Source organism: Streptomyces sp. LHD-70, from assembly GCF_031157275.1.
In the GTDB taxonomy this organism is placed as follows: Bacteria; Actinomycetota; Actinomycetes; order Streptomycetales; family Streptomycetaceae; genus Streptomyces.
The window spans coordinates 50,435-74,235 of sequence record NZ_JAVIFW010000031.1 but is presented as its reverse complement, the minus strand read 5'-3'; the positions used below and the strand labels follow the sequence as shown (position 1 = coordinate 74,235).

At 65.9% G+C, this 23,801-nt stretch carries 23 protein-coding genes and 1 pseudogene; 13 read left to right on the top strand and 11 right to left on the bottom strand.

Annotated elements, in window-relative coordinates; genetic code table 11:
* Nucleotides 1-108: 108 nt before the first annotated feature.
* Nucleotides 109-1,860 (bottom strand): annotated as a pseudogene (eccCa, locus tag RCO28_RS36300) (type VII secretion protein EccCa); the annotation flags it as partial.
* A gap of 182 nt (nt 1,861-2,042) precedes the next feature.
* Between eccCa and eccD the strand changes: the two are divergent.
* Entirely contained in the window at nt 2,043-3,554 is a 1,512-nt protein-coding gene (gene eccD / locus RCO28_RS36295; RefSeq protein ID WP_308945640.1) for a type VII secretion integral membrane protein EccD, read from the top strand.
* A gap of 706 nt (nt 3,555-4,260) precedes the next feature.
* Here the strand turns inward: eccD and RCO28_RS36290 are convergent.
* The 6 genes from RCO28_RS36290 to eccB all read right to left on the bottom strand — a co-directional run bounded on the left by RCO28_RS36290 (nt 4,261) and on the right by eccB (nt 9,583).
* Nucleotides 4,261-4,773, bottom strand: coding sequence for a hypothetical protein (locus RCO28_RS36290; RefSeq protein WP_308945639.1), 513 nt, complete (start codon nt 4,771-4,773; stop codon nt 4,261-4,263).
* 69 nt (nt 4,774-4,842) lie between these two features.
* Nucleotides 4,843-5,046 (bottom strand): hypothetical protein, encoded by a 204-nt coding sequence (locus tag RCO28_RS36285; RefSeq protein WP_308945638.1) that lies wholly within the window; start codon nt 5,044-5,046, stop codon nt 4,843-4,845.
* 8 nt (nt 5,047-5,054) lie between these two features.
* Nucleotides 5,055-6,257, bottom strand: a complete 1,203-nt coding sequence (locus tag RCO28_RS36280; protein ID WP_308945637.1) for a hypothetical protein — start codon at nt 6,255-6,257, stop codon at nt 5,055-5,057.
* 52 nt (nt 6,258-6,309) lie between these two features.
* Entirely contained in the window at nt 6,310-6,729 is a 420-nt protein-coding gene (locus RCO28_RS36275) for a hypothetical protein (protein ID WP_308945636.1), read from the bottom strand.
* Nucleotides 6,730-6,779: 50 nt separating this feature from the next.
* Nucleotides 6,780-8,018, bottom strand: coding sequence for a type VII secretion-associated serine protease mycosin (mycP, locus tag RCO28_RS36270; RefSeq protein ID WP_374991318.1), 1,239 nt, complete (start codon nt 8,016-8,018; stop codon nt 6,780-6,782).
* A gap of 14 nt (nt 8,019-8,032) precedes the next feature.
* The gene (eccB, locus tag RCO28_RS36265; RefSeq protein ID WP_308945634.1) at nt 8,033-9,583 is read right to left on the bottom strand and encodes a type VII secretion protein EccB; all 1,551 of its coding nucleotides are present in this window, start codon (nt 9,581-9,583) and stop codon (nt 8,033-8,035) included.
* A gap of 271 nt (nt 9,584-9,854) precedes the next feature.
* Between eccB and RCO28_RS36260 the strand changes: the two genes are divergently transcribed.
* From RCO28_RS36260 to RCO28_RS36240, 5 genes are all read left to right on the top strand, one after another.
* Complete coding sequence (locus tag RCO28_RS36260; protein ID WP_308945633.1) at nt 9,855-10,304, top strand: hypothetical protein; 450 nt, start codon at nt 9,855-9,857, stop codon at nt 10,302-10,304.
* Between the two features lie 8 nt (nt 10,305-10,312).
* The gene (locus RCO28_RS36255) at nt 10,313-12,148 is read left to right on the top strand and encodes an alpha/beta hydrolase (RefSeq protein ID WP_308945632.1); all 1,836 of its coding nucleotides are present in this window, start codon (nt 10,313-10,315) and stop codon (nt 12,146-12,148) included.
* Nucleotides 12,149-12,209: 61 nt separating this feature from the next.
* Complete coding sequence (locus RCO28_RS36250; RefSeq protein WP_308945631.1) at nt 12,210-12,671, top strand: hypothetical protein; 462 nt, start codon at nt 12,210-12,212, stop codon at nt 12,669-12,671.
* A gap of 304 nt (nt 12,672-12,975) precedes the next feature.
* A complete protein-coding gene (locus RCO28_RS36245; protein WP_308945630.1) occupies nt 12,976-13,389 on the top strand; it encodes a hypothetical protein in 414 nt (137 codons plus the stop codon).
* A gap of 1,749 nt (nt 13,390-15,138) precedes the next feature.
* The gene (locus RCO28_RS36240) at nt 15,139-16,212 is read left to right on the top strand and encodes a S8 family serine peptidase (RefSeq protein WP_308945629.1); all 1,074 of its coding nucleotides are present in this window, start codon (nt 15,139-15,141) and stop codon (nt 16,210-16,212) included.
* A gap of 53 nt (nt 16,213-16,265) precedes the next feature.
* On the opposite strand, the gene RCO28_RS36235 is transcribed toward RCO28_RS36240, so the two are convergent.
* Together RCO28_RS36235 and RCO28_RS36230 are read right to left on the bottom strand one after the other, a co-directional pair.
* On the bottom strand, nt 16,266-17,390 hold the full coding sequence (locus RCO28_RS36235; RefSeq protein ID WP_308945628.1) for a TauD/TfdA family dioxygenase: 1,125 nt from the start codon (nt 17,388-17,390) through the stop codon (nt 16,266-16,268).
* Nucleotides 17,387-17,773 (bottom strand): hypothetical protein, encoded by a 387-nt coding sequence (locus tag RCO28_RS36230; protein ID WP_308945627.1) that lies wholly within the window; start codon nt 17,771-17,773, stop codon nt 17,387-17,389. Before RCO28_RS36230 ends, RCO28_RS36235 begins: the two co-directional genes overlap by 4 nt.
* A gap of 195 nt (nt 17,774-17,968) precedes the next feature.
* On the opposite strand from RCO28_RS36230, the gene RCO28_RS36225 reads away from it, so the two are divergent.
* Nucleotides 17,969-18,820: a helix-turn-helix domain-containing protein gene (locus RCO28_RS36225; RefSeq protein WP_308945626.1), complete on the top strand. Its 852-nt coding sequence runs from the start codon at nt 17,969-17,971 to the stop codon at nt 18,818-18,820.
* Nucleotides 18,821-18,834: 14 nt separating this feature from the next.
* The gene (gene cyaB, locus RCO28_RS36220; RefSeq protein WP_308945625.1) at nt 18,835-19,398 is read left to right on the top strand and encodes a class IV adenylate cyclase; all 564 of its coding nucleotides are present in this window, start codon (nt 18,835-18,837) and stop codon (nt 19,396-19,398) included.
* Between the two features lie 99 nt (nt 19,399-19,497).
* Here cyaB and RCO28_RS36215 read toward each other — a convergent pair whose 3' ends face one another.
* Together RCO28_RS36215 and RCO28_RS36210 are read right to left on the bottom strand one after the other, a co-directional pair.
* Nucleotides 19,498-19,827, bottom strand: a complete 330-nt coding sequence (locus RCO28_RS36215) for a hypothetical protein (RefSeq protein ID WP_308945624.1) — start codon at nt 19,825-19,827, stop codon at nt 19,498-19,500.
* Between the two features lie 11 nt (nt 19,828-19,838).
* Nucleotides 19,839-20,330: a hypothetical protein gene (locus RCO28_RS36210; RefSeq protein WP_308945623.1), complete on the bottom strand. Its 492-nt coding sequence runs from the start codon at nt 20,328-20,330 to the stop codon at nt 19,839-19,841.
* 301 nt (nt 20,331-20,631) lie between these two features.
* Between RCO28_RS36210 and RCO28_RS36205 the strand changes: the two genes are divergently transcribed.
* The 5 genes from RCO28_RS36205 (at nt 20,632) to RCO28_RS36185 (ending at nt 23,782) form a co-directional block, all read left to right on the top strand.
* Nucleotides 20,632-20,994 (top strand): hypothetical protein, encoded by a 363-nt coding sequence (locus RCO28_RS36205; protein WP_308945622.1) that lies wholly within the window; start codon nt 20,632-20,634, stop codon nt 20,992-20,994.
* Nucleotides 20,984-21,400, top strand: coding sequence for a DUF6093 family protein (locus RCO28_RS36200; RefSeq protein WP_308945621.1), 417 nt, complete (start codon nt 20,984-20,986; stop codon nt 21,398-21,400). The genes RCO28_RS36205 and RCO28_RS36200 overlap by 11 nt, the downstream gene beginning before the upstream one ends.
* A gap of 671 nt (nt 21,401-22,071) precedes the next feature.
* Complete coding sequence (locus RCO28_RS36195) at nt 22,072-22,770, top strand: helix-turn-helix transcriptional regulator (protein WP_308945620.1); 699 nt, start codon at nt 22,072-22,074, stop codon at nt 22,768-22,770.
* Nucleotides 22,771-22,916: 146 nt separating this feature from the next.
* The gene (locus RCO28_RS36190; protein ID WP_308945619.1) at nt 22,917-23,348 is read left to right on the top strand and encodes an HK97 gp10 family phage protein; all 432 of its coding nucleotides are present in this window, start codon (nt 22,917-22,919) and stop codon (nt 23,346-23,348) included.
* Complete coding sequence (locus RCO28_RS36185; protein WP_308945618.1) at nt 23,345-23,782, top strand: hypothetical protein; 438 nt, start codon at nt 23,345-23,347, stop codon at nt 23,780-23,782. Before RCO28_RS36190 ends, RCO28_RS36185 begins: the two co-directional genes overlap by 4 nt.
* Nucleotides 23,783-23,801 lie beyond the last annotated feature (19 nt).

Below are 23,801 nucleotides of genomic sequence, written 5' to 3'. Positions count from 1 at the left end.
GAAGTCCTCCAGATCACACCGGACCGCGGCCAACTCCCCACCCAGCACACCCGGTCAACGACACCACCGATCAAGAAGACACGCCATCGTCAAACGCACATGACCAAGCACTACTAGGACCAGCGAGGCGAGCGGTTCCAGGGCCTGGCCTGCCGCACGTGCCTTCTCGTAGTCGTGAACGCTGGCGAAGTTGCCTGCGGAGCGCAGGAGTTCCTGGCGGCGCTGGAGTTCGCCGCGGATGGCGTCGCCCATGCGGTCGACGAGGGTGAGGTCGTCGGCGAGGTTGGTGATCACCGCGGAGACGTGCGGGAGGTCCGTCATGCCCGCGAAGGTGGCGCCGCCCTTGAAGTCCGCGAGGACGAAGTTCAGGGTCTCGGAGGTGTGGGTGACCGCCAGACCGAGGACCAGGGTGCGCAGGAGCTCCGACTTGCCGGAACCGGTGGCGCCGACGCACAGGCCGTGCGGACCCATGCCTTCCTGGGCGGCCTCCTTGAGGTCGAGCATGATCGGCTCGCCGTCCTCGCCTACACCGATGGGTACGCGGAGGCGTTCGGCGATGGAGCGGGGGCGCCAGGTGCGGGTGACGTCGACGGTGGCTGCGTCGCCGAGGTCGAGCATGTCGGTGAAGTCGAGGTTGGCGAGCAGCGGTTCGTCGTCATCCCCGCCGATCCGGAGCGGGGCCAAGCGGCGGGCGAGGACGTCGGCTTCGATGAGGGACAAGCTGTCCGGCTCGCCCTCGTATACGACGTCTCCCTGTGTCTCCAAGCGCAGCTTTCCGGGGTGGACGATAGCGTTGAGGCCGCCGGGCGGCTCTTCGAGGTGGCCGTCGATCACTTCGATGACGGTGACGCCCTGGAGCCCTTCAGGGGCAGCGAGCAGAGAGGTGGTCGGCATCCTCGCGCCGTCGAGAACGAGGACGATGTGGGGCCGGTCGAGGATCGGCGGGGCTTCGCGGCTGAACCGCGGACGGCCTTCGAGCCGGTCGTAGAGGAGTTGCTCGACTTCTTCGACGTCGTCACCGAAAAGACGCTTGGTGCCCGCGCCGTCGAGTGCTCCCTGTGCCTGGTTGTGCGGAAGCCACTTCACCCACTCCCAGTCGGCTGCAGCCCCGGGCTCGGTTACCGCGGCAACGATCAGGTCCTCGGGCGAATGCAGGGTGGCCAGTTGGGCGACGAGTGCTCTGGCCGTCGACTGAGCGCTCGCTCCGTCGCCGGAGAGCGTCAGGTGGTAGAAGGCACGCATCGACAGCGCCACCGGCAGACGCTCGACCGCACCGTGCACGGCGAGGAACTGCTGCATCGCGCCCGCGCTGAGCGGCTCCAGCTCGTCGACTGGGGCCGTCTCGGGGGCGATCAGCGGGGTCGCCAGCTGCTGCGGACCGAGCCCGATGCGAACCTGCCCGAAGTCGCTGTCGCCTACCCGGCGTTCCCAGGTCCGGGTCCCTTCCGCCACGACCGACCAGAGCTGGTCGGGGTCGGGGTGGACATAGAGCTGTACGTTGCGTTGGGCCCGCTCCGTCCTGCGTACCGCGCGCCGCAACTGGGCCAGGTACTTGAGGTAGTCACGGCGGGCGTCGGCCATCTCGCCTTGGTTGCCGCGGCGATACCGGACGAACTGCGCGATCACCATCGCGACGGTCGAGACCAGCATGAGAACGCCCATGATGCGCATGAACGGGTGCGCGCCCGGCATGAAGAAGAACACCACCGACGAGCCCATGCCCAGCATCGGCAGGAGCTGCAGTAGCACCCCTTCCTGCTGCCCGCGGGGCAGTTCGGGCGGGCTCTGCAGGACGACTTCGTGCGTCGGCACCTCCGGCAGCGCCGCGCGCGGCGGCCGCTTGACGACGATCTGGCTCACCGGAAGATCAATCCCCCCATGCGGATGGTCCGTACGGAAGGCCACTTCGCCTGCCGACGCCCCCGTGACGACAGCCCCCTCCGCACGAGAGCGATCGTACGGGTAAACGCCAAAGCAGTGCCGGGTAGGGTTGCGCGCACCGCGCGTAACCAAGCACCGCACGCGCCACGGTTGTTAGGGGGATGAGCGAGTTGAGTACGACCACGGGGACGGGATTTCGAAGGGTCACGGTCGCGGCGACGGACAACCGCATCGACCTCGCTCTGGCCGAGGACCTACCAGTTGCCGAGATCTATCCGGAGCTGCTGCGCCTGACCGGCCAGACCCAGGCGGTGGGCACACCGACCGGCTACCACCTGGTCCGCGCGGACGGCACACTGCTGGACCCCACGCTCACCCTGGCCGCGCAGCGCGTGATCGACGGCGAGCGGCTCACGTTGCGTCCGATGGACCGCTCTCTGCCGCCGGCGGTCTTCGACTCCGTCTCGGATGCGGTGGCCTCGGCGGTCGGACGGGATCGGCGACTGTGGAGTGAAGAGCTGCTGCGGGGTGCATCGCTGCTCGGGTCTGTGCTGCTCCTGGGTCTGATGAGCTACCTGCTGTGGTCGGCGGACCCGGTCCGGCACGACATGAACGGGTTGCCCGGTGTGGTGGCGGGTGCGGCAGGTGTCCTGTTGACCGCGTTCGCAGGTGCTCGTGCGCGTGCCTACGGGGACCGTGCAGGGGCGGTCGCCTTCGGGCTTGCCGCCTTGCCGCTGCTGCTTCTTGCGGGCTCCGGGATGGTGGGGCCGGACGCGGGGGACGGGCCCGGGCGGTTGCAGTTCCTGCTCGGCTGCGTGTGCATGTTGGTGGCGTCCGCTGTGCTCCTTGCACTGAGCCCTGGCGGCTCGGCGCCCTTCGTCGGCGCGGTGTTCGTGACGGCCGCGGGCACGCTCGCCTCGTTCGTCGCGATCCTCGCCGAGGCGTCAGCCACCGCTTCCGCATCGGTGTGCGTCCCGATCGCCGTCGGGCTGATCGCGTTCCTGCCCGGTCTCTCGTCCCGCTTCGCACGGCTGCCGATCGGATACATCGCGCCGCGCAGCGCCGTCGACATGTTCGGGGCAGGTCCGGACCCGGCGGATGCGCGGCAGGCTCAGGTGACCGCCGAGGTCCACCCCGTCGGTACTCCAGTGGATGCCGAGCAGGTCGCCCTGCGGGCCCGTCGCAGCCATGAGTTGTTGCTCGGCCTGGTCGGGGGCTGCGCGGTCGTGGTCACGGTCGCGGCCGGTGTGCTCGGATTCTCCGACAGTGTGTGGGCGCAGCTCCTGGCGCTCGCCGCCGGCCTGTCCATGCTGTTGAGGGCGCGGCTGTTCCGGTACACCGCTCAGGTGGCCTCGGCCCTGCTCGCCGGGATCGCATCGATCGGCCTGCTGCTGGCGGGGCTGGCGACGAACCCTCCGGCCGACCTACTGAACGAACTGCAGCGCTACGGCGACCGGACCGGCCTGGATGTTCGGGCTATGTGGCTGTTCGCCTTGGCTGCGGCTGGAGTTGCCCTGTTCACGGCGATCGGGCTCATCGTGCCGAAGAAGGGCCTGACGCCGTTCTGGGGACGGTTCCTCGACCTCGCGGAGAGCGCAGTTCTGCTGACGCTGCTCCCGCTCTGCCTGGCGACATTGGAGCTGTTTGACGCGGCTCGGTCGATTACTAGCTGAGCGACCGCAGTACAGCCGCACCTCGCTCCGAGGCGCCCTTCACACGCAACCGGATGAGGTGTTGCCTTGGTCGCACAGTGGCGGAAGGTTTCCTCACGGGGGGGGTGAGGCTGTGGATCCAGGGATCACGACTGCTCTCACGGCGATCATCGGGACGTGCACAGGCATGGTGGGTGCGCTCGGAGCCGCACGGCTGAACGGCACCATGCAACGACGCTCACAGCACGAGCACTGGCGCCGCGATGGGCGGCGGCAAGCGTACGCCGCGTTCGTAGAAGCGGCCGTGGACTACGGCGAAGCGATCGGCGCCGTTCAGGCGTACAGCAGCACTCCTGGAGACCACCCCGAGGTCGAATCAGCGGAGCTGTGCAGACGCGTCGTAGAGATGAGGCCAGCCACGAGTAAGGCGCTGGCTTTGGTGCTGGTGGAGGGGCCTGAGAACGTGGCCAGTGCGGCTCACGACGTGGTGCGGGCCCTGACGACCTGGGCCTGCGTGGCCGACGTGTATCCCCCTGAGCACCCCTTGGCAGTCTCTCGTTCCGTGCAGACCGTGCTCCGCGACGGGCCGACCGACGTCGTCGGACTGTCAGAAATGGCCTGGGAGCGCATTCGTGATTTCGAATCTCGCCCGCTCTGCCCTCGACCAACCGCTGTAGCTGGATGCGTGGGAGGACCGTGTTCCTCCGATCGGCCGCCTGCCGGCCAATCAGACCTTGCCGAAGAGCACTCCGCGCCATGTCCAACCGGCCGTGAGGACCGCGCCCTGCAAGGGCTCCTTGAGCTCGGAACTGTCGTAGCGGAACGTCTCAGTCCTCTCAACATGGCCATCGGATCTTCGCCCGATCGTCCAATGCCGGGAAACCGTCTTCGTCGGCCCCCGCCCGTATTCGCGCGACATCGCGAATCTGGGGCTGCCGCCGACCCAGGTGACTTCCCTCTGCTCTTCGGCGACGCGAACTTCGTGGTCCTCCGAGACCAGGCGCATCCGGATCTGAACTGCGCGGCTCAGTTGGGTTCTGGCGAAGAAGGTGTGCCAGGCCGGTTCCGTCATGCGCCATTCCGCCACCAGGTCGACACCCTCTGCCGCGCCGTCGCGCACGACGTACGGGACCTCCGGCCCGTTGAGAGCGAGCAAGGCAGCGTGAACTTCCTCAGCAGAACACGGAGCAACTCCGCCAGCGGGGCGCCGCGTGCCGGTCAGCTTGTCGAAAAGGCCCATTGATTCAGCACCTCAAGTCTCAGGTCTCTGGGCGGGCAGTGGTACCTCACGGTCGCCCCATGTGAGCCGTCAGTCCGTCAGGCCGAGGGCAATGAACGCCCCTCCGACGAGAATCCAAATGACGCCCATGGCCCGCAGCGCAAATGCCGTCCCCACCACCGGGATATAACGAGAAGCCAGCCCGTGGACCCTGTCGGCGGCGCCTTTGACGTTCAGCGCAAATATCCACCCAAGGATGAAGAAAAGCGTGGCGCCGATATCGATATTCCCCATGCCGAGACTCACTCCTCGTCGAACCGCCGCCGGATCTTCGCCTCACTGTAGCCGCTGCTGAACTCGGCGCCGACGCCGAGCCCGAGACCGCGAGTGAACGTGCCGACCGGATCACCCGTCGAATTTTCTGTACCGATTGCCGTCTGGTGATTCCCCCAGAGGCCCACGCCGGGATTCACGGAAGCACCCTTGTCCCAGCCCATCCCTTCTAGCTGGGTGATGTCGTCCGCGTTGCTCTTAAACGCCCCGACGCCTCCGGAGAAACCGAAGTCAAGGCCGGACGATGTGACCGATTTCGAGGTGAGTAGACCGAATTGAGAGTCGCCGTCCGGCGTCTGAGTGTGGGCGAGTGAAACCTCGTAACCAACGCCTGCGCCTCCCCACCCCACGCCGACATTGAAGCTGATCCCCTGCGTGCTGTTGTAGCCCGCACCTCCCAGCACGCCCTCGACCAGGCCAGTCAGAGCCTTCCCGCCCAAACCGTCAGGGTGTCGAGCGAAGGAGTTCAGCCCGCTGGCGATGCCCCTGATTATGGAGGCCGTGGTGCTGTCTGCGGGCTTGTCCGCCTCCGCCTTCTCCTTTGCGGCAGCGTCGGCCTCCGCGGCCCTTTCAGCGCGCCGCTCCTTCTCCTCGGCCTCGTACTGTCGGAAGTCACCCTGCGCCGCCGAGTTGAAGCCCGCCATAGTGCCGTCGAGGGCGTTGCCGTCGGCGACGACCGTCTTCAGGCCGATGGCGAGGGCCGCGTCGGCCTCGCCCACAGCCTTGACGGCCTGCTTGATGGCCTTGTCCCACTCGCCGACCGCCGAACGGACGCTCTCCTGGTAGCTGGGATCATGAGCGAGCGCGGTCCTGGCACTCTGGTCGAGCCGGTCGTAGTCGTACGAGACGACGCCCTGGTCGGACACGCGCATGCCGTTCTTCACGGCGTCGTCCCGCAGCGTCTTGAGCCTGTTGCGCAGGTCGGCAAGCTGTGTGTGTGCGCCGCGCAGCAGTGACGCGAGAGCCTTCGCCTCCTTCTGGGCGGCGCGGTACTCGTTGAGCGTGGCGTCGAAGCGGAGCTTCGCGGCCTCTGCGCTCAGGCCGGACCAGACGGTTCCCTTCGCAACAGCGTGGACTTCTCGCTCGTACTGGTCCTCGAGTTTCCTGAACTTCCCGGCCAGTTCTTCCCAACGGTCAGCGGCCGCCGTGAGCTTGGTCGGATCCGTCGACATGACTTCATGAAACGTTGGCATGTTTCCCCCGGTGCATAAGATCTCGTGGCGGTCAGAGGCCGTCGATTCCGGACTTCATCCTGGACAGCTGCTCAGCTGTGCCACCTTCGGTGGAATCGAAACGCCCTGCCACCTCGCGCAGTTGGCCTTTCTCATTGGTGAGCCGGTGGACCAGGCCCTTGGCCTGGCGCTCCCAGGCTTCGAGGGCCTTCTTCAGCGCCACGGACGTCTGCCACCCCTCGCCGTCCTTGGCTCCGAACTCCTTGGCGGCCGCATTCATGGAGCTTTCGGTGTGCCGTCCATCGCGGGCCGTCTCGGGTTCCAGGTGGGTCTCGATTGCCTTCGCGGCAGCCCTCTTACGCGTAGGGCTCGCGGTCAAGTCCGATGTACCGCCTGCCCCACCGGACGGATGCACCTGGTTCAGACGCATATCTGCGGTTGCATCGGCTTTGCTCTGGTCCCAGTCCTCCATGGCAACCGTCCCCCTACGTCCCAATTGAAAAGCCTTTGCTTTGCGGCACTTTACGTGTGATGGCTACGTCGCCGCCGAGCATCCCTGGCGGTGATGGCCGCACCAACAACCACCGTGATGAGTACGACGGCTGCACCGATGCCGTACGTGGCGTAGCGCTCATCGCGTTCTTGAGGTGTTTCGCCGATGGCCAGGTCAGCGGGCTCAGGCGCCTCGGCGGGTGGAGGACCCGGGTCCGGGCTCGGCGATTCGATCGGGGCGTCGTCCTCCGTCAGCGCCCGGACCGGGTCGACGACTCCCCAACCCACGTAGTTGTCCCGGCCGTTGATGCTGCGCTCGGCGGTCTGCTGGATCTGCGCGATGACCCGCTTCGCCGTCCAGGTCGGGTGCTCGGCGCGGAGCAGGGCAGCGACACCGGAGACGTACGGGGCCGAGAAGCTCGTGCCGTTGTCAGAGCACTGTCCTCCGCGGGGGACGGTGGAGACGATGTCGACCCCAGGGGCGGCGACGCCGACGAAGTCGCCGGGCTGGGAGAACGCGGCGCGCTCGTTGTTGCGGTCCGAGGCAGCCACGGCCAGGACACCCCCGAACGCCGCAGGGTAGGTCTTCTTCGCTCGCCCGTTGAGGCCGTCGTTGCCCGCGGAGGCGACGATCACGATGTCCCGGTCGAGTGCCCTGCGTACGGCCCGCGCCAGCGCCGAGTCGGCGTCGAGGGGCTTCTCGGTGTCCTGGGAGATGTTGATGACCCTGGCCTTCTCGGCGATGGCGTGGTCGATCGCCTTGGCCATGGTGTCTTCGTCGCCGCTGTTCTTCTCGTCGTTCTGGCGGATCGGGATGATGGTGGCCTCGGGGGCCAGGCCGACGAAGCCCGTGCCCTCTCGCGGGCGTGCGGCGATGATGCCGGCGACCTTCGTGCCGTGACCGACCTCGTCGAGAGTCCCGTCGGTCGCCTTGCCGCCCTTCAGAAAGTTCCTGCCCGACTTGGCATCGACAGCCGACTTGAGCTGGACGTTCGTGTTGTCAACGCCGGTGTCGATGACCGCGACCCGGACTCCCTTGCCCTTGGTGGTGCGCCAGAGCTCGTCGAGCAGTACGCGCTGAAGGGCCCAAGGGACGCCCTCGTACTGCTTCTTCATCGGGAAGGTGCACTGGCCGGTGCCGTTGATGCCAGTGCGGATGTCGGTGGCGGTTTTGGCTGAGGCTGGTGGGGCGGGTGCCACCGCCGGCAGGAGTACTCCTGTCAAGAGACACGTCAGCGCCGTGCGCCGTGCCAATCGTGTGCGTCGCATCATGGCGGAGGCCCTCACGAACCCTGCGGCTGTCGCGCGCTGTTGGAGTCGAGGCGGGGCCCCTTGGCGAGGAACTCGGACCAGGCGAACGGAATCAGGGCGGGGGTCACTTCCCCATAGCCCAGTCGTCGTTGGGCGTCGCTCGGTTCCGGGCGGCCGTCGTTCGGCTTCTGCTGGTCGCCTGTGCCGATGTCCGACCTGTCGGCGTCGCTGTCACCGTTGGCCTGCACCGCGTACCGCAGACCGGTGTCCGTGACCAGGAACAGTGAGCCGTCGGGCTTGGTCTGCCGTCCCCGGATCTGGGTGTAGAGAAGCCCTGAGCCCGGTGTCACGTACGAACTGGTCCCGCCCGCCGAGAGCTCGGCCGGGTAGTCGTCGCCCGCCCAGACCGACAACGTCGTGTCACCGCCGTCGTCGACCTTGCGCAGGACGTTGCATACCGTGTCCCGGCCGCCGCCAGATCCGCCGGAGGCGGAGTTGACCTGGGCCGGCTTGTTCTTGGGCCAGTCGTACTGCGAAGCGAAGCTTCCGGAGTCAGGTGTGAAGGACTGGGCGTCGACGGTGGCGGCGCTGCCGCGCATGTTGAGCTTGTCGGTCTCAGGCGAGTTGATGAGCAGCCAGGCGGTGAAGTCGGACACCGGTTGCACCGTGCCCTGCAGAACGACGTAGTGCTGCGGGCCGTCACCGGTCTGTGCCCTGAGCACCCTGCCGACCTGGTTCTCCTGGCCAGAAAGCCCGCCGTCGATGCCGGCCGGGGCGCCAACGGTGCCGGGAATGCGGGGGAAGTCGACCGGGCTGCCTTCGTGCAGTGTGGCAAGCCATGCGTCGGTGACGGGCTGCGGCTTCTTGTTCAGGCCGACCAAGGCGCGTTCCAGCAAGTCGCCGGCCCTCCCTGCCACGAGGTACCTCGTGCCGCTGGCGTCGACCAGGTAGCGCTTGCCGCGCTTGTCGTTGACGTACAGGATCTGCCCGCCGCTGAGGCGGCTCTTGCCCTCGGTCTTCTTGAGGTCGCGGTCGGCGAGGACGAAGGCCGCCTCCTGTACCGGGTCGCCCTTGCCGCCGCCGGGCTGCTGGCACACCGCCCACCGTTTGGCCTTGCCGGCCTCATCGGGCGCGGGCAACCGGTCCGGTGCGTACGGGATGCCGAGGATGGGACCGAGAGGCGGCTTGCCAGCGTCCAGGATCTCGTCGTCGACCTGGACCACGCCGTACTCCTCGGGCTTGAGCAACAGGCGCGCAGAGGCCAGGTTCGTGACCGGGTGCAGGAGTGTCTTCTTGTCCTTGCCTTTGCCGGTGGTCAGTACGACGTAACGGGTCGTGGACTCCTTGCCGACGATGACCTTCGCGCCGGGCTCATCCCACCCCTTGGGGACCTTCGGCTTGAACATCCCCCAGGCTCCGAATCCGGCGAGGATCAACGCCCCGATGACCAGGCCCGGTACGACAGCGCGGAGGGGACGGGGCGCGTGCTCCTCGGTCCCGTTCCCCGACGGCTCCAGGAGCGACGACACGACCACCTTCTTCGCGAAGGTGTACGCACTCAGCTCGTCCCGCCGCGATGCCATGAATCCCGCTCCTCCCCCGCGGGGCCGCATCGGTCACATCGTTCACATCGGCCCCGGTACTGGGCACTTGCCCGCGCCTACTATGCCTTCCGGCCTGCCGGGTCAGTCAACGCGCCCCGTTCTCGGACAGATCCTGTGGATACCGGTCAGATATCGGCCAACCGGCCTGGCTGGTACGGATCTGAGTACGCCTACTCACGTGCGCGCACGCACACGGCTAGTAACCTCCCGGACAGCCACCGTGAAACGGTCGAGGCGAGGGGGAGTTTCAGTGTCGTTCGAAGCCGAGTGGGCCGCGGCGAAGCAAGGCGCGGCCAGCATGAGTCTCGCGAGCGCCGGAGACGGCGGCGGATGGGCCGACGGAGACTCAGGAACCATCCGCTCCGACAAAGCCGCCTGGAACCGCGCCGGGCAGTCGCTCATCACGCTGCGCGGGCACATCAAGAAGTCCCTCTCCCAGCTCGAAGACAGGCAAGCCGGCACCGGCACTGGCGGTGGCGAAGTCCTCAGCGGCAAGGCGGCGAAGGAAGTCCACACCTCCTGGCAGCGGTACCTCGATGACGTCAGCCGCCGATGCGGCGAACTACAGGAATTCTTCGAGAAGTTCGGGAACGACCAAGAGAAGAACGACCAGGCCATCAAGAGCTCCCTGTCGAAGATGGCGGTCAAGGACGGCGGCGAAGACGCTAGCGCCTCCAGCGGCCAGAGCAAGGGCTGGTGACCAGAGGCATGGACTTCCAGACTCTCAAGTCCCTGAAGTTGTCCGAGTTTTCAGACGCAGCCGATGGCTACCGCAACACCAGCGAAATGGCGAGTAACGCCAAGGACAGCATCGACAACGAGATCATCTTCAAGATGCGGGACTCGCTGGAGGGCCCAACCGCCGGCTCCGCGATCCGTCAACTTCAGCGCCTGTCAAGGAACTTCCACTACACCCAGGTCGAATGCGGTCTCATCAGCACAGCCCTGAACGGCCTCGCCCACGACCTGCACGCCGCCCAGAAGAAGCTGCGCGAGGCCATCGCCGACGCGGAGAGTTCGAAGTTCACCGTGGGGGCCGACGGCTCGGTCAGCTACCCCGCAGCCGAAGCCAAGACCGACGGCAAGGCCCCCGGTGGTTCCGCTGACGGCGGCGCGAACATCGACGGCTCCAACCTCGCCGAAGCCCTGCAACGCCAGGCCAACAGCGTCAACCCCAACCCGAACCACGCCATCGCCCAGGGCTACGCCAACCGCATCGCCGAGGCCCTACAGGAGGCCACGGAAGCCGACGCGAAGTGGGCGCCCAAGCTCCGGGCCCTCAAGGCTGACGACGACCTGAAGGTCTCCCACGGCGACTGGGCCGACGCCCAGAAGGACATGCAGGGCGTCCTCAAGGGCGCTGACGACTACCTGGACAGCATCACAGAGCCTCCCAAGGGCGGGAGCCCGAAGGAGAACGCGGAGTGGTGGCAGGGGCTCTCCGCACAGGAAAGAGCCGACTACGCCGCCATGCACCCCGCCAGTGTCGGCGCGATGAACGGCCTGCCTGCAGCCGTCCGGGACGAGGCCAACCGCACGGTCCTGGCAGAGACCCGGGGCGAGTATCAGACGGCCCTCAACGCGATCCCTCCGGAGCCGAAGAAACTGGTCCCCGCGGGGCGCTCTCTAGTGGCCAACCCTGAATGGACCGCGTGGAACGCGAAGTACGGAGATGACCGGCTGCGGTTGACCGATGCGCTGCAGGGCATGGAGACCATCCAGAAGCGATTCGACGCGACCGGGAAAGAGGGCCTACCCGAGGCCTACCTGCTGGGCTTCTCCCCAGCAGGTGAAGGTGACGGCAAGGTGATCGTCGCCAACGGAAATCCGGACACCGCCGACCACACTGCGGTGTACGTCCCTGGAACCGGCACCACTCTCGGAGGCATCGAGACAGACCTCACTCGCAGTGACCGCCTCTGGCAGGTGAGCCACGCGTTCGCCCCTGGACAGGATGTCTCCACGATCACCTGGTTCGACTACGACGCACCGCGTTCCGCGTACCCCTTCGACAAGGGCGACCTTGATCCCGAGGCCCGGCACGACGAGTACGCCGCCGCCGGCGCTCCGATCCTCCGAGACTTCCTCGATGGAACCGAAGCGGCCCACCGTGCCGAGACGGGAGAGTCCGGGCACACCACAACGATCGGTCACAGCTACGGCACCACGCTCATCGGCGATGCTGCCAAGGCCGAGGGGAAGGGGCCACTGGCGACCGATGATCTGGTCCTGGTCGGCAGCCCGGGGGTGCAAGTGGATCGCGCCGAAGACCTCCGAGTGGGAGCTGATCACACATGGGCAATGACTGCCCCGGTCGGTGACGACAACGTCGGACTCGGCGGAAAAATCGTCGGGCTCGGAGACAACTGGTGGACCATCCCCACGGACGAATCCTTCGGCGCTAACAGGATGACCACTGACTCCGAGGACCACAGCGGATATTGGAACGAAGGCTCGCGAAGCCTGGAAAATCAGGCCTCTGTCATCATCGGAGAGTACGACGAAGTAAAGCTGACTACGGACTTGGTGGAACTTGCTAATTAAGCGCACACTTGCAACGGTAGCCATCGCCGCAGCTACGATCACAGCCTCGGGGTGTTCCGATATGAGCGCAACAGATTCAGACATCACGACCCGGAAGGTCGATTCGGCTCGCGAGGACACGGAGAAGATCTCACGCCAGATCCTGGACCTGTCGACCCTGGACGGAAAGGTGACCGAGCCAGGCCCGAGCGTCGCACCCTGCTCAGGCAAAGACAGCGACAAGTTCTACGTAATTGAGCACGCGTGGAGCGTCTACGACGTACCGGTACCGGAACTAGAGCAGGCAATGGACCGCCTGAAGAGCGAGCTACCGAAGCACGGGTGGGAAATCACCAAGGACGGCTCGGACTCCAGTAAGGCAAAGAGTCGCGAAATACTTGCCAACATTCCGAGTAAGAAAATCTCGGCCAGCATGCGACTCTTGGATCGTCGCGGGCGAAGCAAGAACCCGTCCATGATCTCGGTTCACCTGAATTCCACTTGCCTTCAAGTGCCCGACGGAGACACGGTTTCGCCCTATTAGACGCCACCCGCCACACGCGGCCGTCCAGGGGCAGGCAGGGCCATCCATGCATGGCTGAGATCGATCTGAGTACGTGCACCCAGACCAAGGGGCCGGAGGGTCGTTACGCTGCTGGTCACACGCACGCGACAGTCAGGAGTGGCGAGCTCGGCCAACAGCCGGCCGCATGGGGGCTTTGCGTGAAACTGCTGTTGTGGCCGCCTGGCGCGATAGATAGGGTGGACAGGACTTAACTGGCCTGATAACGGGGGTTGTTGTGGCCGACGGACGGCCCGGAAACGGCAAGGACCTTGCCGTCAGCAGAGTGGACCTGCAGACCTTCAAGAAGCGCATCGACGACCTCTTGGACCGTCTGAACAAGTCACCTGCCCAGCACGGCAAGATCGGCGAACAGACCATCACCGCCAGCTCATACGGGACAGGCTTCGCGGCTGCGGAGGACCTGGCCAAGTCGTACGAAACCGTGCGCTCTCGCCTTGAGCGGCTCAGCCGCGCCTTCGGCGAGCAGATCGAGGGCCTGGGGATCGCCGTGCAGATCACAGACAAGGGATACGAGGGCGTCGAGACGGAACAGGCCGAGCGCTATCAGGCGATTCGCCGGCGTGCTGAGGAGCACTACCGTGAGCCTGCGCAGGGGGCAGGCAGTGGCGCGGAAACGACGCCGACGCGGGACGTCAACGGCGGTGCCGATGGCGCGACTTCCGGCACGTTCAGTTAACGGGGGATGAGCATGGCAGGGGACAACTTCGAAGGACGCTCACTGGCCGAGCTGCACGCCATGGTGGCCTCCGCGAAGCCGGAACACCTGAGCAGTGCGGCTGAGGCTCTGGGGACTGCCGCACCAGAGATCGAGGCCATCGCCCGGGACCTCCGCACCTATATCGGCCGGGTCGAGTGGGACGGCGTAGCCGCCGAAAAGTTTCAGGAGTGGGGCCGGGGCATGGTCTCCGAGACGCTCGCCCTTTCCGATTACACCGCCACTGCCAGCCAGGAGATGCAGAACTCAAGCCAGGCGCTGCGTTCTGCCCAGGCCGCGGTTCCGAAGCCAGATGCGACAACCTACGCGAATCCCGAGAAGGAAGAGCGACGGAAGGCGGAGGAGGAGCCCAAGCGGCAGGAGGCCATCAATCAGTTGAACCGGCTCTCCTCTTACTACAACACCTCGGGTGAGCGGATGATGTCGCAGCCGGAGCCCAACTTTGCGCCGCCGCCGGGTGATTCCTATCGCAGCATGGAGCGCCCGTACGGGGCAGAAAGTGCCTCCGCCACCGGAGCGGTTGCCGGCGGCACCACGGGGACTCCCAGCGGGTCAGCATCGGGCGGTTCGGCCGCCCTGCAAGGGCACACGGGCAGCGATGCAAGCACTGGCGGTCCGGCGCGGCCCTCCAGCGACGGCCCGGTGAACACGGGCATCGACTCTGTCACTGCGGCACCTCCGGAGGCGCGGCCTACATCGCCCAGCACACCAGGTGGGCCTCACACAAACAGCCCTGCCCCCACATCGCCTGGACCGGCAGGACCTGGGCTCGCTCCTCTACCGGGCCCAATTACCGGCAAGCCGGGCAGCGCGCCTACGCAAGGCGCTACTGGACCTATTCGCTCAGGCGTTCCTTCTCCCGGTTCCCCTTCGGGCGGGAATGCTGCAGGCCGCTCCGTGCCCGGGGGTGGCAGAGTCACCGGACCTCGGCCGCCTCTGGGCACCGTGATCGGCGAAGGAGCACACGCTGGGCGTGGACCGGTTGGTGGTCCTGGCACAGTTCCAGGCACCCCAGCACAGGGTGGTACCAACGCCGGTCGCAGGTTGGCGACCCAGCCAGGGGGCCCCGTCGGGCCCAGGAATCCTGGCACTGTTATCGGTGAAGGCTCCTCCACAGGTCGCGGCATCGCAGCAGGGGCGGGGCAGGTTCCCGGTTCGCCGGCATCGCGCAATGCACCGGCCGGCAGGCGGCTTGCCTCGGCGCCTGGGGGTCCTGTCGGGCCGAATTCAACCCGTGGCGGTGTGATCGGCGAGGGCGCCTTGGCCGGGCGAGCAGCTTCCGGTTCGACTCCGGTCTCTGGCACGCCGGGACCGGGGGGTGCTCCTTCCGGCAGGCGACTCGCATCCGAGCCCGGCGGCCCCGTGGGGGCAACCCGCACGTCCGCACGCGCACACGGGGAGTTCAACCCGGCAGGCACGGGGACGACCCATCCGGGCGCTCCCGCCTCCGCGCGAGATCGACGTCGGGGTGCGGAGAGTCGTGCCGATTACCTGGCAGAAGACGAAGAGACCTGGTCGACCGGTCGACACAGAACCGTCCCACCCGTGATCGACTAGGAGTTCCGCTTCCTCATGTTCCACTCCGTACACCGCAGAGCCTGGCGTCGCGCTGTGCCCCTGGTGGGAGCGCTAGCTCTGACTCTCAGCGGTGGACTCGTCCCCGCAGCACAAGCAGAGGACATCCAGTCCCGGCAGTGGTACCTCGACGCGATGCGCGCAGACGATCTCTGGAAGGTCAGCACAGGCAAAGGCGTGACCGTAGCAGTGCTGGACACCGGGGTGGACCCCACAGCCGCTGAGATCCGGGGACGCGTCCTGAAGGGCAAGGACTTCTACAACTCCCCCCCAGACGCAGGACGTGACACGAACGGCCACGGCACCAACATGGCCATATCGATCGCGGGAAGTGGCGCACAAGGAGGACTCAAAGGGCTCGCTCCCGATGCGAGGATCCTGCCGGTGACAGTCCTCAAGGACAAGGTCTCCATCGGTGCTGGCAAGGCTGCTGCTAAGGGAATTCGGTACGCCGCCGACTCTGACGCACGGATCATCAACCTTTCGATGGGCGGGCACGCACACGGTACAGATCGCGCAGCGGAGGAAGCTGCGGTGAAGTACGCCCTCAAGAAGGGCAAGTTGGTTTTCGCGAGCACAGGAAATGACGGGGAGGATCGTGTCGAGTTCCCAGCGGCAATCCCTGGTGTGGTCGCAGTGGGTGCCGTAGGAACGAATGGGAAGGTCTCCAAGTTCTCAAACACCGGCCGCCAAGTTGTCCTCGCAGCGCCGGGGGAAGAGACTCCTCTCCACTGCACGGAGAGCGAAGGGGAGTACTGCGAGGGCAGAGGCACAAGCGTGGCCACCGCCTTGGCCTCCGCCTCCGCCGCCCTCATCTGGTCCAAGCACCCCGACTGGACCGCCAACCAGGTCCTGCGGGTCATGATCGAGACCGCCGGCCACAACGGCCCGGTTCCCAGTAAGTACATCGGCTACGGGACGGTTCGGCCGGCCCAGGTGCTTCTTGAAGGCAAGGGCGATCCCGGTGACCCGGATGTCAATCCGTTGCTCGCTGAGCGCCAGGAGGAGTCTCCGAAACCATCGGGCTCACCCGATTCCGCAAAGAAGCAGGACGGCGAAGACGCTCAGAGCCAGCCTCAGCAGGAGAAGGCCGCGAACGAGGCCGATGGGAACAGGACGCTCTGGATCGTTGCTGGCGCGGGCGCCGCGGTCGTGATTGTCGTTGGTGCCGTGTTGGCTGTGCGGGCACGTAACAGGCGGGTGGCGTGACTGAGTTCGGTGTGCCCGACCAGTGAGGTAAGGCGACACAACTGCGTCCGGCGTCACGGCCTCCGCCCCTGACGCCGTAGGAAGCTCTTGAGGACCAGCTGGCGCTCGTCCTCCGGTACGGCTTCTTGCCCATCGCCCAACGGAGCGCGGCCGTGGATAGACAGGTGCTGGTTGACGATGAGCAGATCTCCGCTGTTGAGGCGGAGCTCTCGCTGGCCGAAGATCAGTTCGCGGTTCAGGGCCTGGGTCGCCTTGACGTATGGCTCCTCGGGGTCGGCATCAGCGAGCATGTCCGGCGCGAACCTGACGTAGCCGCCGCGCGTGGCCATGCCATCGATCACCGGGAATCTGCGCCATTCGACGCCCACGCCTGTCAGGCCGTGGAACGGGCCGTTCCCGTAGCGCTGGTGCGTGAGCAGATCGCTGTCGCTGTCGCCGAGCCTCGCTACGGCGCGACGTACCTGCGATACGAGGCTGCGGCCCTGCCCTCCAGGATCGGGACGTACGCACAGCAGGGCCACGTAGTCCGGCGGCCACGTCGCGTTCGGAATGTCTACGCGGACCGGCACGTATCCGCTTGCGACGTCCGTCGGAAACCACAACTCTCGGCTATCGATGGCTCGTAGAGGCGTTGCGATCGACGTGAGCAGCACGGTGACTGCCAGCAGGAAGTCGTCGCTCGTTCTGCATGCCTGACTGAGCTCTACCGTCCGAAGCACGACAAAGCCTTCGCCGTCCTCGTCGTCGAGTACCTCCCGGCACTGGCAGGCGAGTTCAAGAGCACCCGGGAGTTCGCGTAACTCCTGCTCATATGCGGCTGCTTCTGCTGGCGCCAACAGGCCGTCGGTGAAGGCCGGAGGCGGCAGGGTCTCCATGCGAGCAGCGAGAGCCTTTGTCAGGTCATCTGGTACGGGGACGCTCAGCCGATCCGCCGACGGGTCCTTCGCCACAGCGTTGAACAGCTGGGATACCGCAAGTTCGTAGCCGCTGTGACGGGTCAGGCCCGCGTGTTTGAGGCACCAGAGCTGCGCCGCCTCTGCATCGGGCCGGTCCGTTGAGCGCTCTCCGCAGATGAGGCAGCTGGCGAAGTAGCAGACGGGCCAAGACCGTACGGCCTTCAGGGTCCAGTCGGCGAAGCCGTACCGGCGGCAGACGCCCGCCTCGTTGCTCGCGCTCATCCGTGAACCTCGCTCTGAAGCTGTGGGTCGTCGCCCTCGTCCTCATCCCCATCCACTGCCTCGACCTCGGTCTCCCGTACGGGCAATCGAGCGCCCCGACTATCCGCAACCCGAAGTACGTCGCCGAGGGCCTGCGTCGTTGCCCGAAGCGCGAGCCTTAGCGCGTGCTCGCCGGCCTTGCGGTCGTCCAGTACTGCCTGCGCACCCTTGAGCACGTCCGCGCCGTCGCACAGTTGGTCCGACTCGATGTCGTCTGCGAGGCGGGACAAGGAGCCCTCAGGGTCGTTCGTCGACAGGTAGCAGGGCTTGCCCGTGTCGTTCTCCCAAGGCAGCAGGCGCAGGCCGCGCGGGAGGCTCGGGAGGGCATTCCGGTCGTAGCCCATCAGGCGATCACCTGCGCGCCGTGCTCAGCAGACCGAGGGCTCCGGCTGCACCTCGGACGTGTGCTGCCCTGTGCATTACTCATCGTCGTACGCATGCGGCAAGGATTCAGGCAGAGGCGGCATCAGCCCCATATCCGGGCGGTAATCTCACGGTGGGATGACTCTCCATCCCAGGACGGCGTCCGGGGGAGGAACATGGCGACGACGCTCGTACCGATCGAACTGCCGGAGTGGGCGTGGCAACGGGCCGAGATCCGCGAAGCCTTGCGGAAGCGGGACATGGGTGCCGTGTTTCGGCACGTACAGCAATACAGCGGCGCCAGCCAAGGCCGGATCGCCATAGCCGTGGCCATGACCCAAGCTCGGGTCAATGAGGTCGTCAACGGCCGACGGGAGATCACGAGGCTCGACGTCTTCGAGCGCATCGCGGACGGACTCAACATGCCCGATGATGCACGGCACTTGCTTGGCCTTGCGTCCAGTCGGCATACGACGAGCGGCGGGCGCGCATTCGACCTGGCTGCGTTCCCGGAAGTCGTTCGCGTGTACCCCACTCAGGCGGCAGCTTCCGCTGACATCCGGCAGCTTGCCGTGTCCGCACATGAGTTGGACGTTCTCGCTGTGCGAGGTCTCGGGCTGATCGGGTTGAAGGACTCCCTCCTTCGTTCGTCACTCAGCCGGCCCGAAGGAGAGAACGTCCCGCGGGTTCGTGTCCTGCTCCTCGATCCTGATTCGCCTGCCCTGGCGGTGCGCGCGGCAGAGATCGGGGAATCGGCCGAGTCACTCGCCGGCGGGGTTCAGCTGGCCGAGGCCCGACTGCGCGAACTGTCGGACGCATGTGACCTGCAGGTCTACCGCTACACGATGCACCCGACGTGGCGCATCATCAGGCTGGACGGCACCATGTTCGTCTCGGCCTTCGACGCCGGCTGGGAAGGGCACGAATCGGCTGCCTACAAAGTCATGGAGACGCCAAGTGGCCCTCTCTATCGAGGGTTTCAGCGGATGTTCGCGTCGATGATCGACACCGGGCGCCGCACCGTCTGAGCGGAGGATCGCGAGTGATTGAGGCGGAACTGAAGGCGCGGGTCCGCGACCCCGAGTACGTGATGGAGCGCCTCGACCGGATGGCGGAGGGGCGGGCCGAGGTGTACCAGGACACCTACTACGACGACCCCTCCCGCAGTCTTGAAGCGAAGGACCAGGAGCTGAGGGTCCGCACGATCCATGGTCCCGATTCGACACGGTCCGTGCTCACTTACAAGGGTGCCCGAGTCGACTCGATGTCCGGGTCGAAGCCTGAGCACGAAACGATCGTGGACGATCCGGAAGCTGTTCACGCCATGCTGCGCGGGCTGGGGTACGTCCCCGCCATCGCCTTCCAGAAGCGCTGCCGGAACTACGAGTTCAGGGCGAGCGAGCGTGACTTGCTGGCGACCTTGGTCCAAGTCCCTGAAATCGACGGCACGTTCCTTGAAGTCGAGACCATGGTTCAGGACCCGAAGGAACTTGCATCGGCACTTGATGACATCCGGTCCGTGATGAGCGAACTACGCATCGACGCCGATGACTTCACCACCGAGCTCTACACGGATGCAGTTGCCGCCCGACGTACTCCTCGGTGAGGAGTCAGCGCCTCCGTGGCCGGAGGCAAGGCCGGTGCTTCGTAGCGCGGCTCCCGGCACCGCGACAGGGGCGGCGCATGCTCTGCGCCGCCCCTGCACCTATTCCAGCCTCACACCCATACGCTTAGAGGCTTTTTCAGTGTCCTTTGTGTGCCACCACTCGAAAAGATGAGTTCGAGCGAGGAGAGCAAGATATTCGACCGTCTCGTCGGCGAGGTCGCCGCTGACGAGGCTCGCCTCCTGCCCCGTATATTTCAGGGAGACACGCCAGACCTCTCCTGAAGCCCTTACATCGACATCAAGGAGCAGGGAAGGAGAGACTTCGGCTACCTGCACCTTCAGGACCTCGATGGGAATTCCGGGTCCTTCTCGCTGAACCCCTCGGAGTTTCACTCCGAGCTTTTCCTGAACTTGCTCTGCGGTGGCCATCGGTCACCTTTCTAGCATGCCGTCTTCGCGCTTCGCGGCGTGTACTCGACGGTGGCCGTGATGATCCCCTGAGGCGTCAGCCCGCCGGGCTTTCCACCGAGCGGCCCCGTGTTGTACACCACCTTGAAGTTCTTCACTGGCCTCGGCGAACACCCGGTGCCGGGCTTGTACCGGTAGATCACCCCGGGCCTCACCTGGTGGCCCTTCCAGAGGGTGTCATTGATCTTGTTCTTGAAGGACGTGCTCCACCTGCCATGGTTGACGACGTGCTTGTACCCCCAAGTCTTGGTGCCGCAACGCAGCGGAATCTTAGAGGGTCCGCGGTGGAACGTGTAGGCGACGTTCGAGTACTTCTGACGCTTACACTTGTCCGCCGCGGCGTCGACGGATTGCGAAAGGTGGCCCGAATCCTGGACCTGCGCGCTGGCCGTCGGCGAGAGCGAAAGACCCGCTACTCCTACTGCGGCCGCGAAGAGCACTGCTAACTTACGGCTGAAACTCACTTGACTTCCCCCTAATTCAGTCAGGTGTTTACGATCTTCCTTCACTCAAGCAGCGGCGGGCAAGCAGTTTAGAAGTGACCGTGATCACGAGGCGCAGTGGAACCGGCACGCTTGGTGACGCATCTTGTAGGAAATGAGTTGGCAATTTCCGCAGGCATTGCAACGGCGGCTTCGAGCAGAACCACGTGGCTGGTGATCCTCACGGTCTCGCAACAGGCAACTACACAAGGATGGTTCGAGGATTCTCGCCCGGCCACCTGCGCCCGTGTGGACGCGATGACTGTTCGCTTAGGCTCCGCCGATGACGACACCGCAGCGTTTCCAAGTGGCCGTAAAAGACGGGGTTTGCAATCTGGCGATCGACGGGCACGACATCACCGACGCCGTCGCCTCCTTCGAGGTCCGAGGTGAACCTGGGGCCCCGCCGTGCGTGGTGCTGCACCTCGTTCCGGGCGATCACCTCCCGGCCGTGCTCGACACCGCGGCCCACGTCGTGGTCGGTGAACAGACCCCGCCGGGACTGACCTCCGCCGAGTTCATCGACGCGTTGGACCCCGTTGAGGTCGAGCGCGCGGCGCTTGCGCGCAGCGACTTGGACAACACCCCAGCCGGAGGCACCGCCGCTGTCCTTCGTCAGCTCTCGGAGTGGGCTCGTGGGGCTTGATCTCTCGTGCGTCCAACGTGTCGTCGAAGGGATGCTGGACGATCGCGTGGAGTTGTGGCGTGACCTGCACGGCGAGGCAGACGACGCGCTGGACGAGTCCACCGGCAAGTTGGTCCCTCAAGCTGGCACCCCGCAACGCTGCTGGGAAGGACTCGCCGCGATCGTTCTCTCCGGTCAGCTAGCGAACACCCGGGCGCTGGACGGCATGCTTGCCGAGGCGCCATCGAGCACGTCGTACACGGGCCTACTTCCCCTGACGGCCCCGAGAACCCGCCCCGGCGATGTCCTGGTGGTGGTCTCCTCCGCGCGGGACTCACATCTCTCCGGGTTCCGCTTCCGGGTCGGGGAGGCCAGCATGGCAAGCAACACAGTGGTGCGTCGGGTCCGACTCCAGATCCTCGGATGACGTGCCCCTTCCTGTGCCATCACGGAGTAGCTGCAAGAAAGTCCAGGCAGGCCCCCGAGCGCGGCTGGAAGCCGGGAGGGACGCGAGAGGGGGCACGTAGGCGCCGCTGTAGAGCTCGCCGGTAACGGTAGACTCAAGGTCTCGGCAGTGACGTGTCCCACGATGACTCACTTGACAGTTCTGGGAAGTCTCACAGCCCCGACTCATTCGTGGACGCCGCTCACCTGCGGTTTCTCTTGCCAGTTTGGCGAACTCTCTTGGTGACCAAGAGGGATTGTTGCAGCCCAGCTTCTGGACATGCGCGCAACAATGCCTGTGGCGCTGACGCTGCGAGCGCGCTGAGTATGAGGCAACGGGGCCGCTCAAGGCGTGCGGCTTCAGCGCAGCTCGCAAGTCAACGAGCTACGGGAGAAGGGAAGATGCCCATGCCAGGGAACAGGATCGTGGAAGCCGAGTGCGTCACCCACGGAACTCCGGAAGCATCCGCGTTCGCACGGACCCATGTGGTCATCGTCGTAGTCGTGGCGATGGTTATCGCTGCTGCTCTTACGGCCCTCGGGCATCCGGTGGCGGACGTACTGCAGGTCATCGGTGGAACCACGGCTATCGCAGCGCTGCTCCCTTTCCAAGGGACGGCCCTTGTTGTCCACCTTGGCCGGGCGTGATTTTACGTGGGTCGAAAGCCCAAGGATCTGCCCGGAGAGTCCAACCCTATTGTGGAGCTGGCTGCTTGGCTGCGTGAACAGCGTGCTCGAACAGGCATGACTTATGCGCAACTTGGCGAGCGTCTCGAATGCAACAAGTCCACTCTGAGCCGGGCTACCAACGGTATCGAGCTTCCATCGCTCGAGCTGGTCGAGAGATTCGCCATGGCCTGTGGTGCCGATGTGAGTGTCGGTCAACGTTTGCATCGCAAGGCCCTAAGGGAGCTCAGAATCCGGCAGTTGCTCGGCAAGGAGGTGCCGATGCGGCCGGACATGGTGGTGACGCCTACCGACCTCTGGAATGCTCTGGTGTCGGTGTACGCACTATCGGGGCTCACCTACCGAAGGGCTGAAGCCAAGGCGAAGCGGCTTGCCGAGCAGGGTGTACTTGAACGTCCGATCAGCCGTGCAACCTTCCACAACTTCGTCACCCGGCGAACCCCTCTGACGCGAAGGATCATGCTTGCCGTTCTAGCCGTAAGCGATGTCCCTCAGGAGGAATGGATGCACTGGGAGTCGGCTTGGCGTTGCGCTCGCATGGATTTCGTTCGCGAGGCAGCACGTGAAGGCTCGCCGGCTGCGCGAGATTACCTGACGCACCAGCGCGAGCACCTTCCGAGACTTTGGGGGGTCTCTTGGAGCAGGGGAGTTCCCTGGAGCGATTGATCTCGCTGCAGTGATGTGGTCCGGCCCGAGCGATCCGATCGCTCGGGCCGGACCATCGTGAGCGTGCCTCGACCTTGGCTGACGCTGCCCCACTCGGCGGCGTGCTGCCATTGGGCGCGGCGGCACAAACTCAATAGGCTCCGCCGGTGACGACCCCGGTGAATCCGCATCCCAACGCCCATCCGGACGCGACCGCGTTCCGGGACCCCGTCGCACTGGCCGCGTCGCTCGCCCGCATGGGGCCGGCCGTACGGTCTCGTACGCGCGCGATCACGCGGCATCACGCGATGCTCTTGCGGGCCCGGATTCAGCGGCACGCTTCCGGACGGCCCGGCCCCAACGTGATCACTGGGCGGTACCGGGCCTCGTGGGACGTGAAGGTTACGGTCAGCGGCGGGCGGGTGACTGCGGTCGTGTTTACGGAGGCACCGCAGTCGCGCCGCTTGGAGTACGGGTTCGTGGGCGTGGACAGCATCGGGCGGTACTACCGTCAGCCGCCGTATCCGCACATCGAGCCGGCGTTTCGGCAGACCGAGCCCGGCTACGTAGGCGCGTTGGAGAGCGGGGTGCTGGGGTGAGCCTGCCGCGGCTGCCGCTCACGCGGGCGCTGCGCAGCTTGCTGGCCGAGGTCACTGGGCGGCCCTGCGGCCTGGGTGTGTTGCCGAGGGCTCCGAACAGTGGGGTGGCTGACTTCCCGTACGTGATTCTCGACAGTCTGCCCGGTGAGTTCTCCGGCCCTGGTTTTGCCGACTGGCACGCCGACGCCTCGTGGACCTACCAGGTGACGAGCGTGGGCGAGCGCGTTGATCAGGTGGAGTGGCTTGCCGACCGCGTCCGGTCAGCGCTCGTGGACCGTGTCGACGGGCGGTGGAAGCATGTCTTGACCCTCCCGGAAATGGCTGTCATAGACCGGGAGTTGAGCATGGACGGCAGCGGTGATCCGGTTGACGGGGCAGCGGGCGATGCCGTTACCTACGTACAGCGGTTCACGATCACCGTGAGCCCTGCCTGAGCTTCAGAGCTGCTTCTTA

Coding starts and splice junctions, on each gene's coding strand:
- RCO28_RS36275 (WP_308945636.1), bottom strand. CDS start 6,729: ATGGAGGACTGGGACCAGAGCAAAGCCGATGCAACCGCAGATATGCGT.
- mycP (WP_374991318.1), bottom strand. CDS start 8,018: ATGCGACGCACACGATTGGCACGGCGCACGGCGCTGACGTGTCTCTTG.
- RCO28_RS36230 (WP_308945627.1), bottom strand. CDS start 17,773: ATGGGCTACGACCGGAATGCCCTCCCGAGCCTCCCGCGCGGCCTGCGC.
- RCO28_RS36235 (WP_308945628.1), bottom strand. CDS start 17,390: ATGAGCGCGAGCAACGAGGCGGGCGTCTGCCGCCGGTACGGCTTCGCC.
- RCO28_RS36240 (WP_308945629.1), top strand. CDS start 15,139: ATGCGCGCAGACGATCTCTGGAAGGTCAGCACAGGCAAAGGCGTGACC.
- eccD (WP_308945640.1), top strand. CDS start 2,043: ATGAGCGAGTTGAGTACGACCACGGGGACGGGATTTCGAAGGGTCACG.
- RCO28_RS36290 (WP_308945639.1), bottom strand. CDS start 4,773: ATGGGCCTTTTCGACAAGCTGACCGGCACGCGGCGCCCCGCTGGCGGA.
- RCO28_RS36285 (WP_308945638.1), bottom strand. CDS start 5,046: ATGGGGAATATCGATATCGGCGCCACGCTTTTCTTCATCCTTGGGTGG.
- RCO28_RS36205 (WP_308945622.1), top strand. CDS start 20,632: ATGACGACACCGCAGCGTTTCCAAGTGGCCGTAAAAGACGGGGTTTGC.
- eccB (WP_308945634.1), bottom strand. CDS start 9,583: ATGGCATCGCGGCGGGACGAGCTGAGTGCGTACACCTTCGCGAAGAAG.
- RCO28_RS36250 (WP_308945631.1), top strand. CDS start 12,210: ATGAGCGCAACAGATTCAGACATCACGACCCGGAAGGTCGATTCGGCT.
- RCO28_RS36215 (WP_308945624.1), bottom strand. CDS start 19,827: ATGGCCACCGCAGAGCAAGTTCAGGAAAAGCTCGGAGTGAAACTCCGA.
- RCO28_RS36225 (WP_308945626.1), top strand. CDS start 17,969: ATGGCGACGACGCTCGTACCGATCGAACTGCCGGAGTGGGCGTGGCAA.
- RCO28_RS36280 (WP_308945637.1), bottom strand. CDS start 6,257: ATGTCGACGGATCCGACCAAGCTCACGGCGGCCGCTGACCGTTGGGAA.
- RCO28_RS36255 (WP_308945632.1), top strand. CDS start 10,313: ATGGACTTCCAGACTCTCAAGTCCCTGAAGTTGTCCGAGTTTTCAGAC.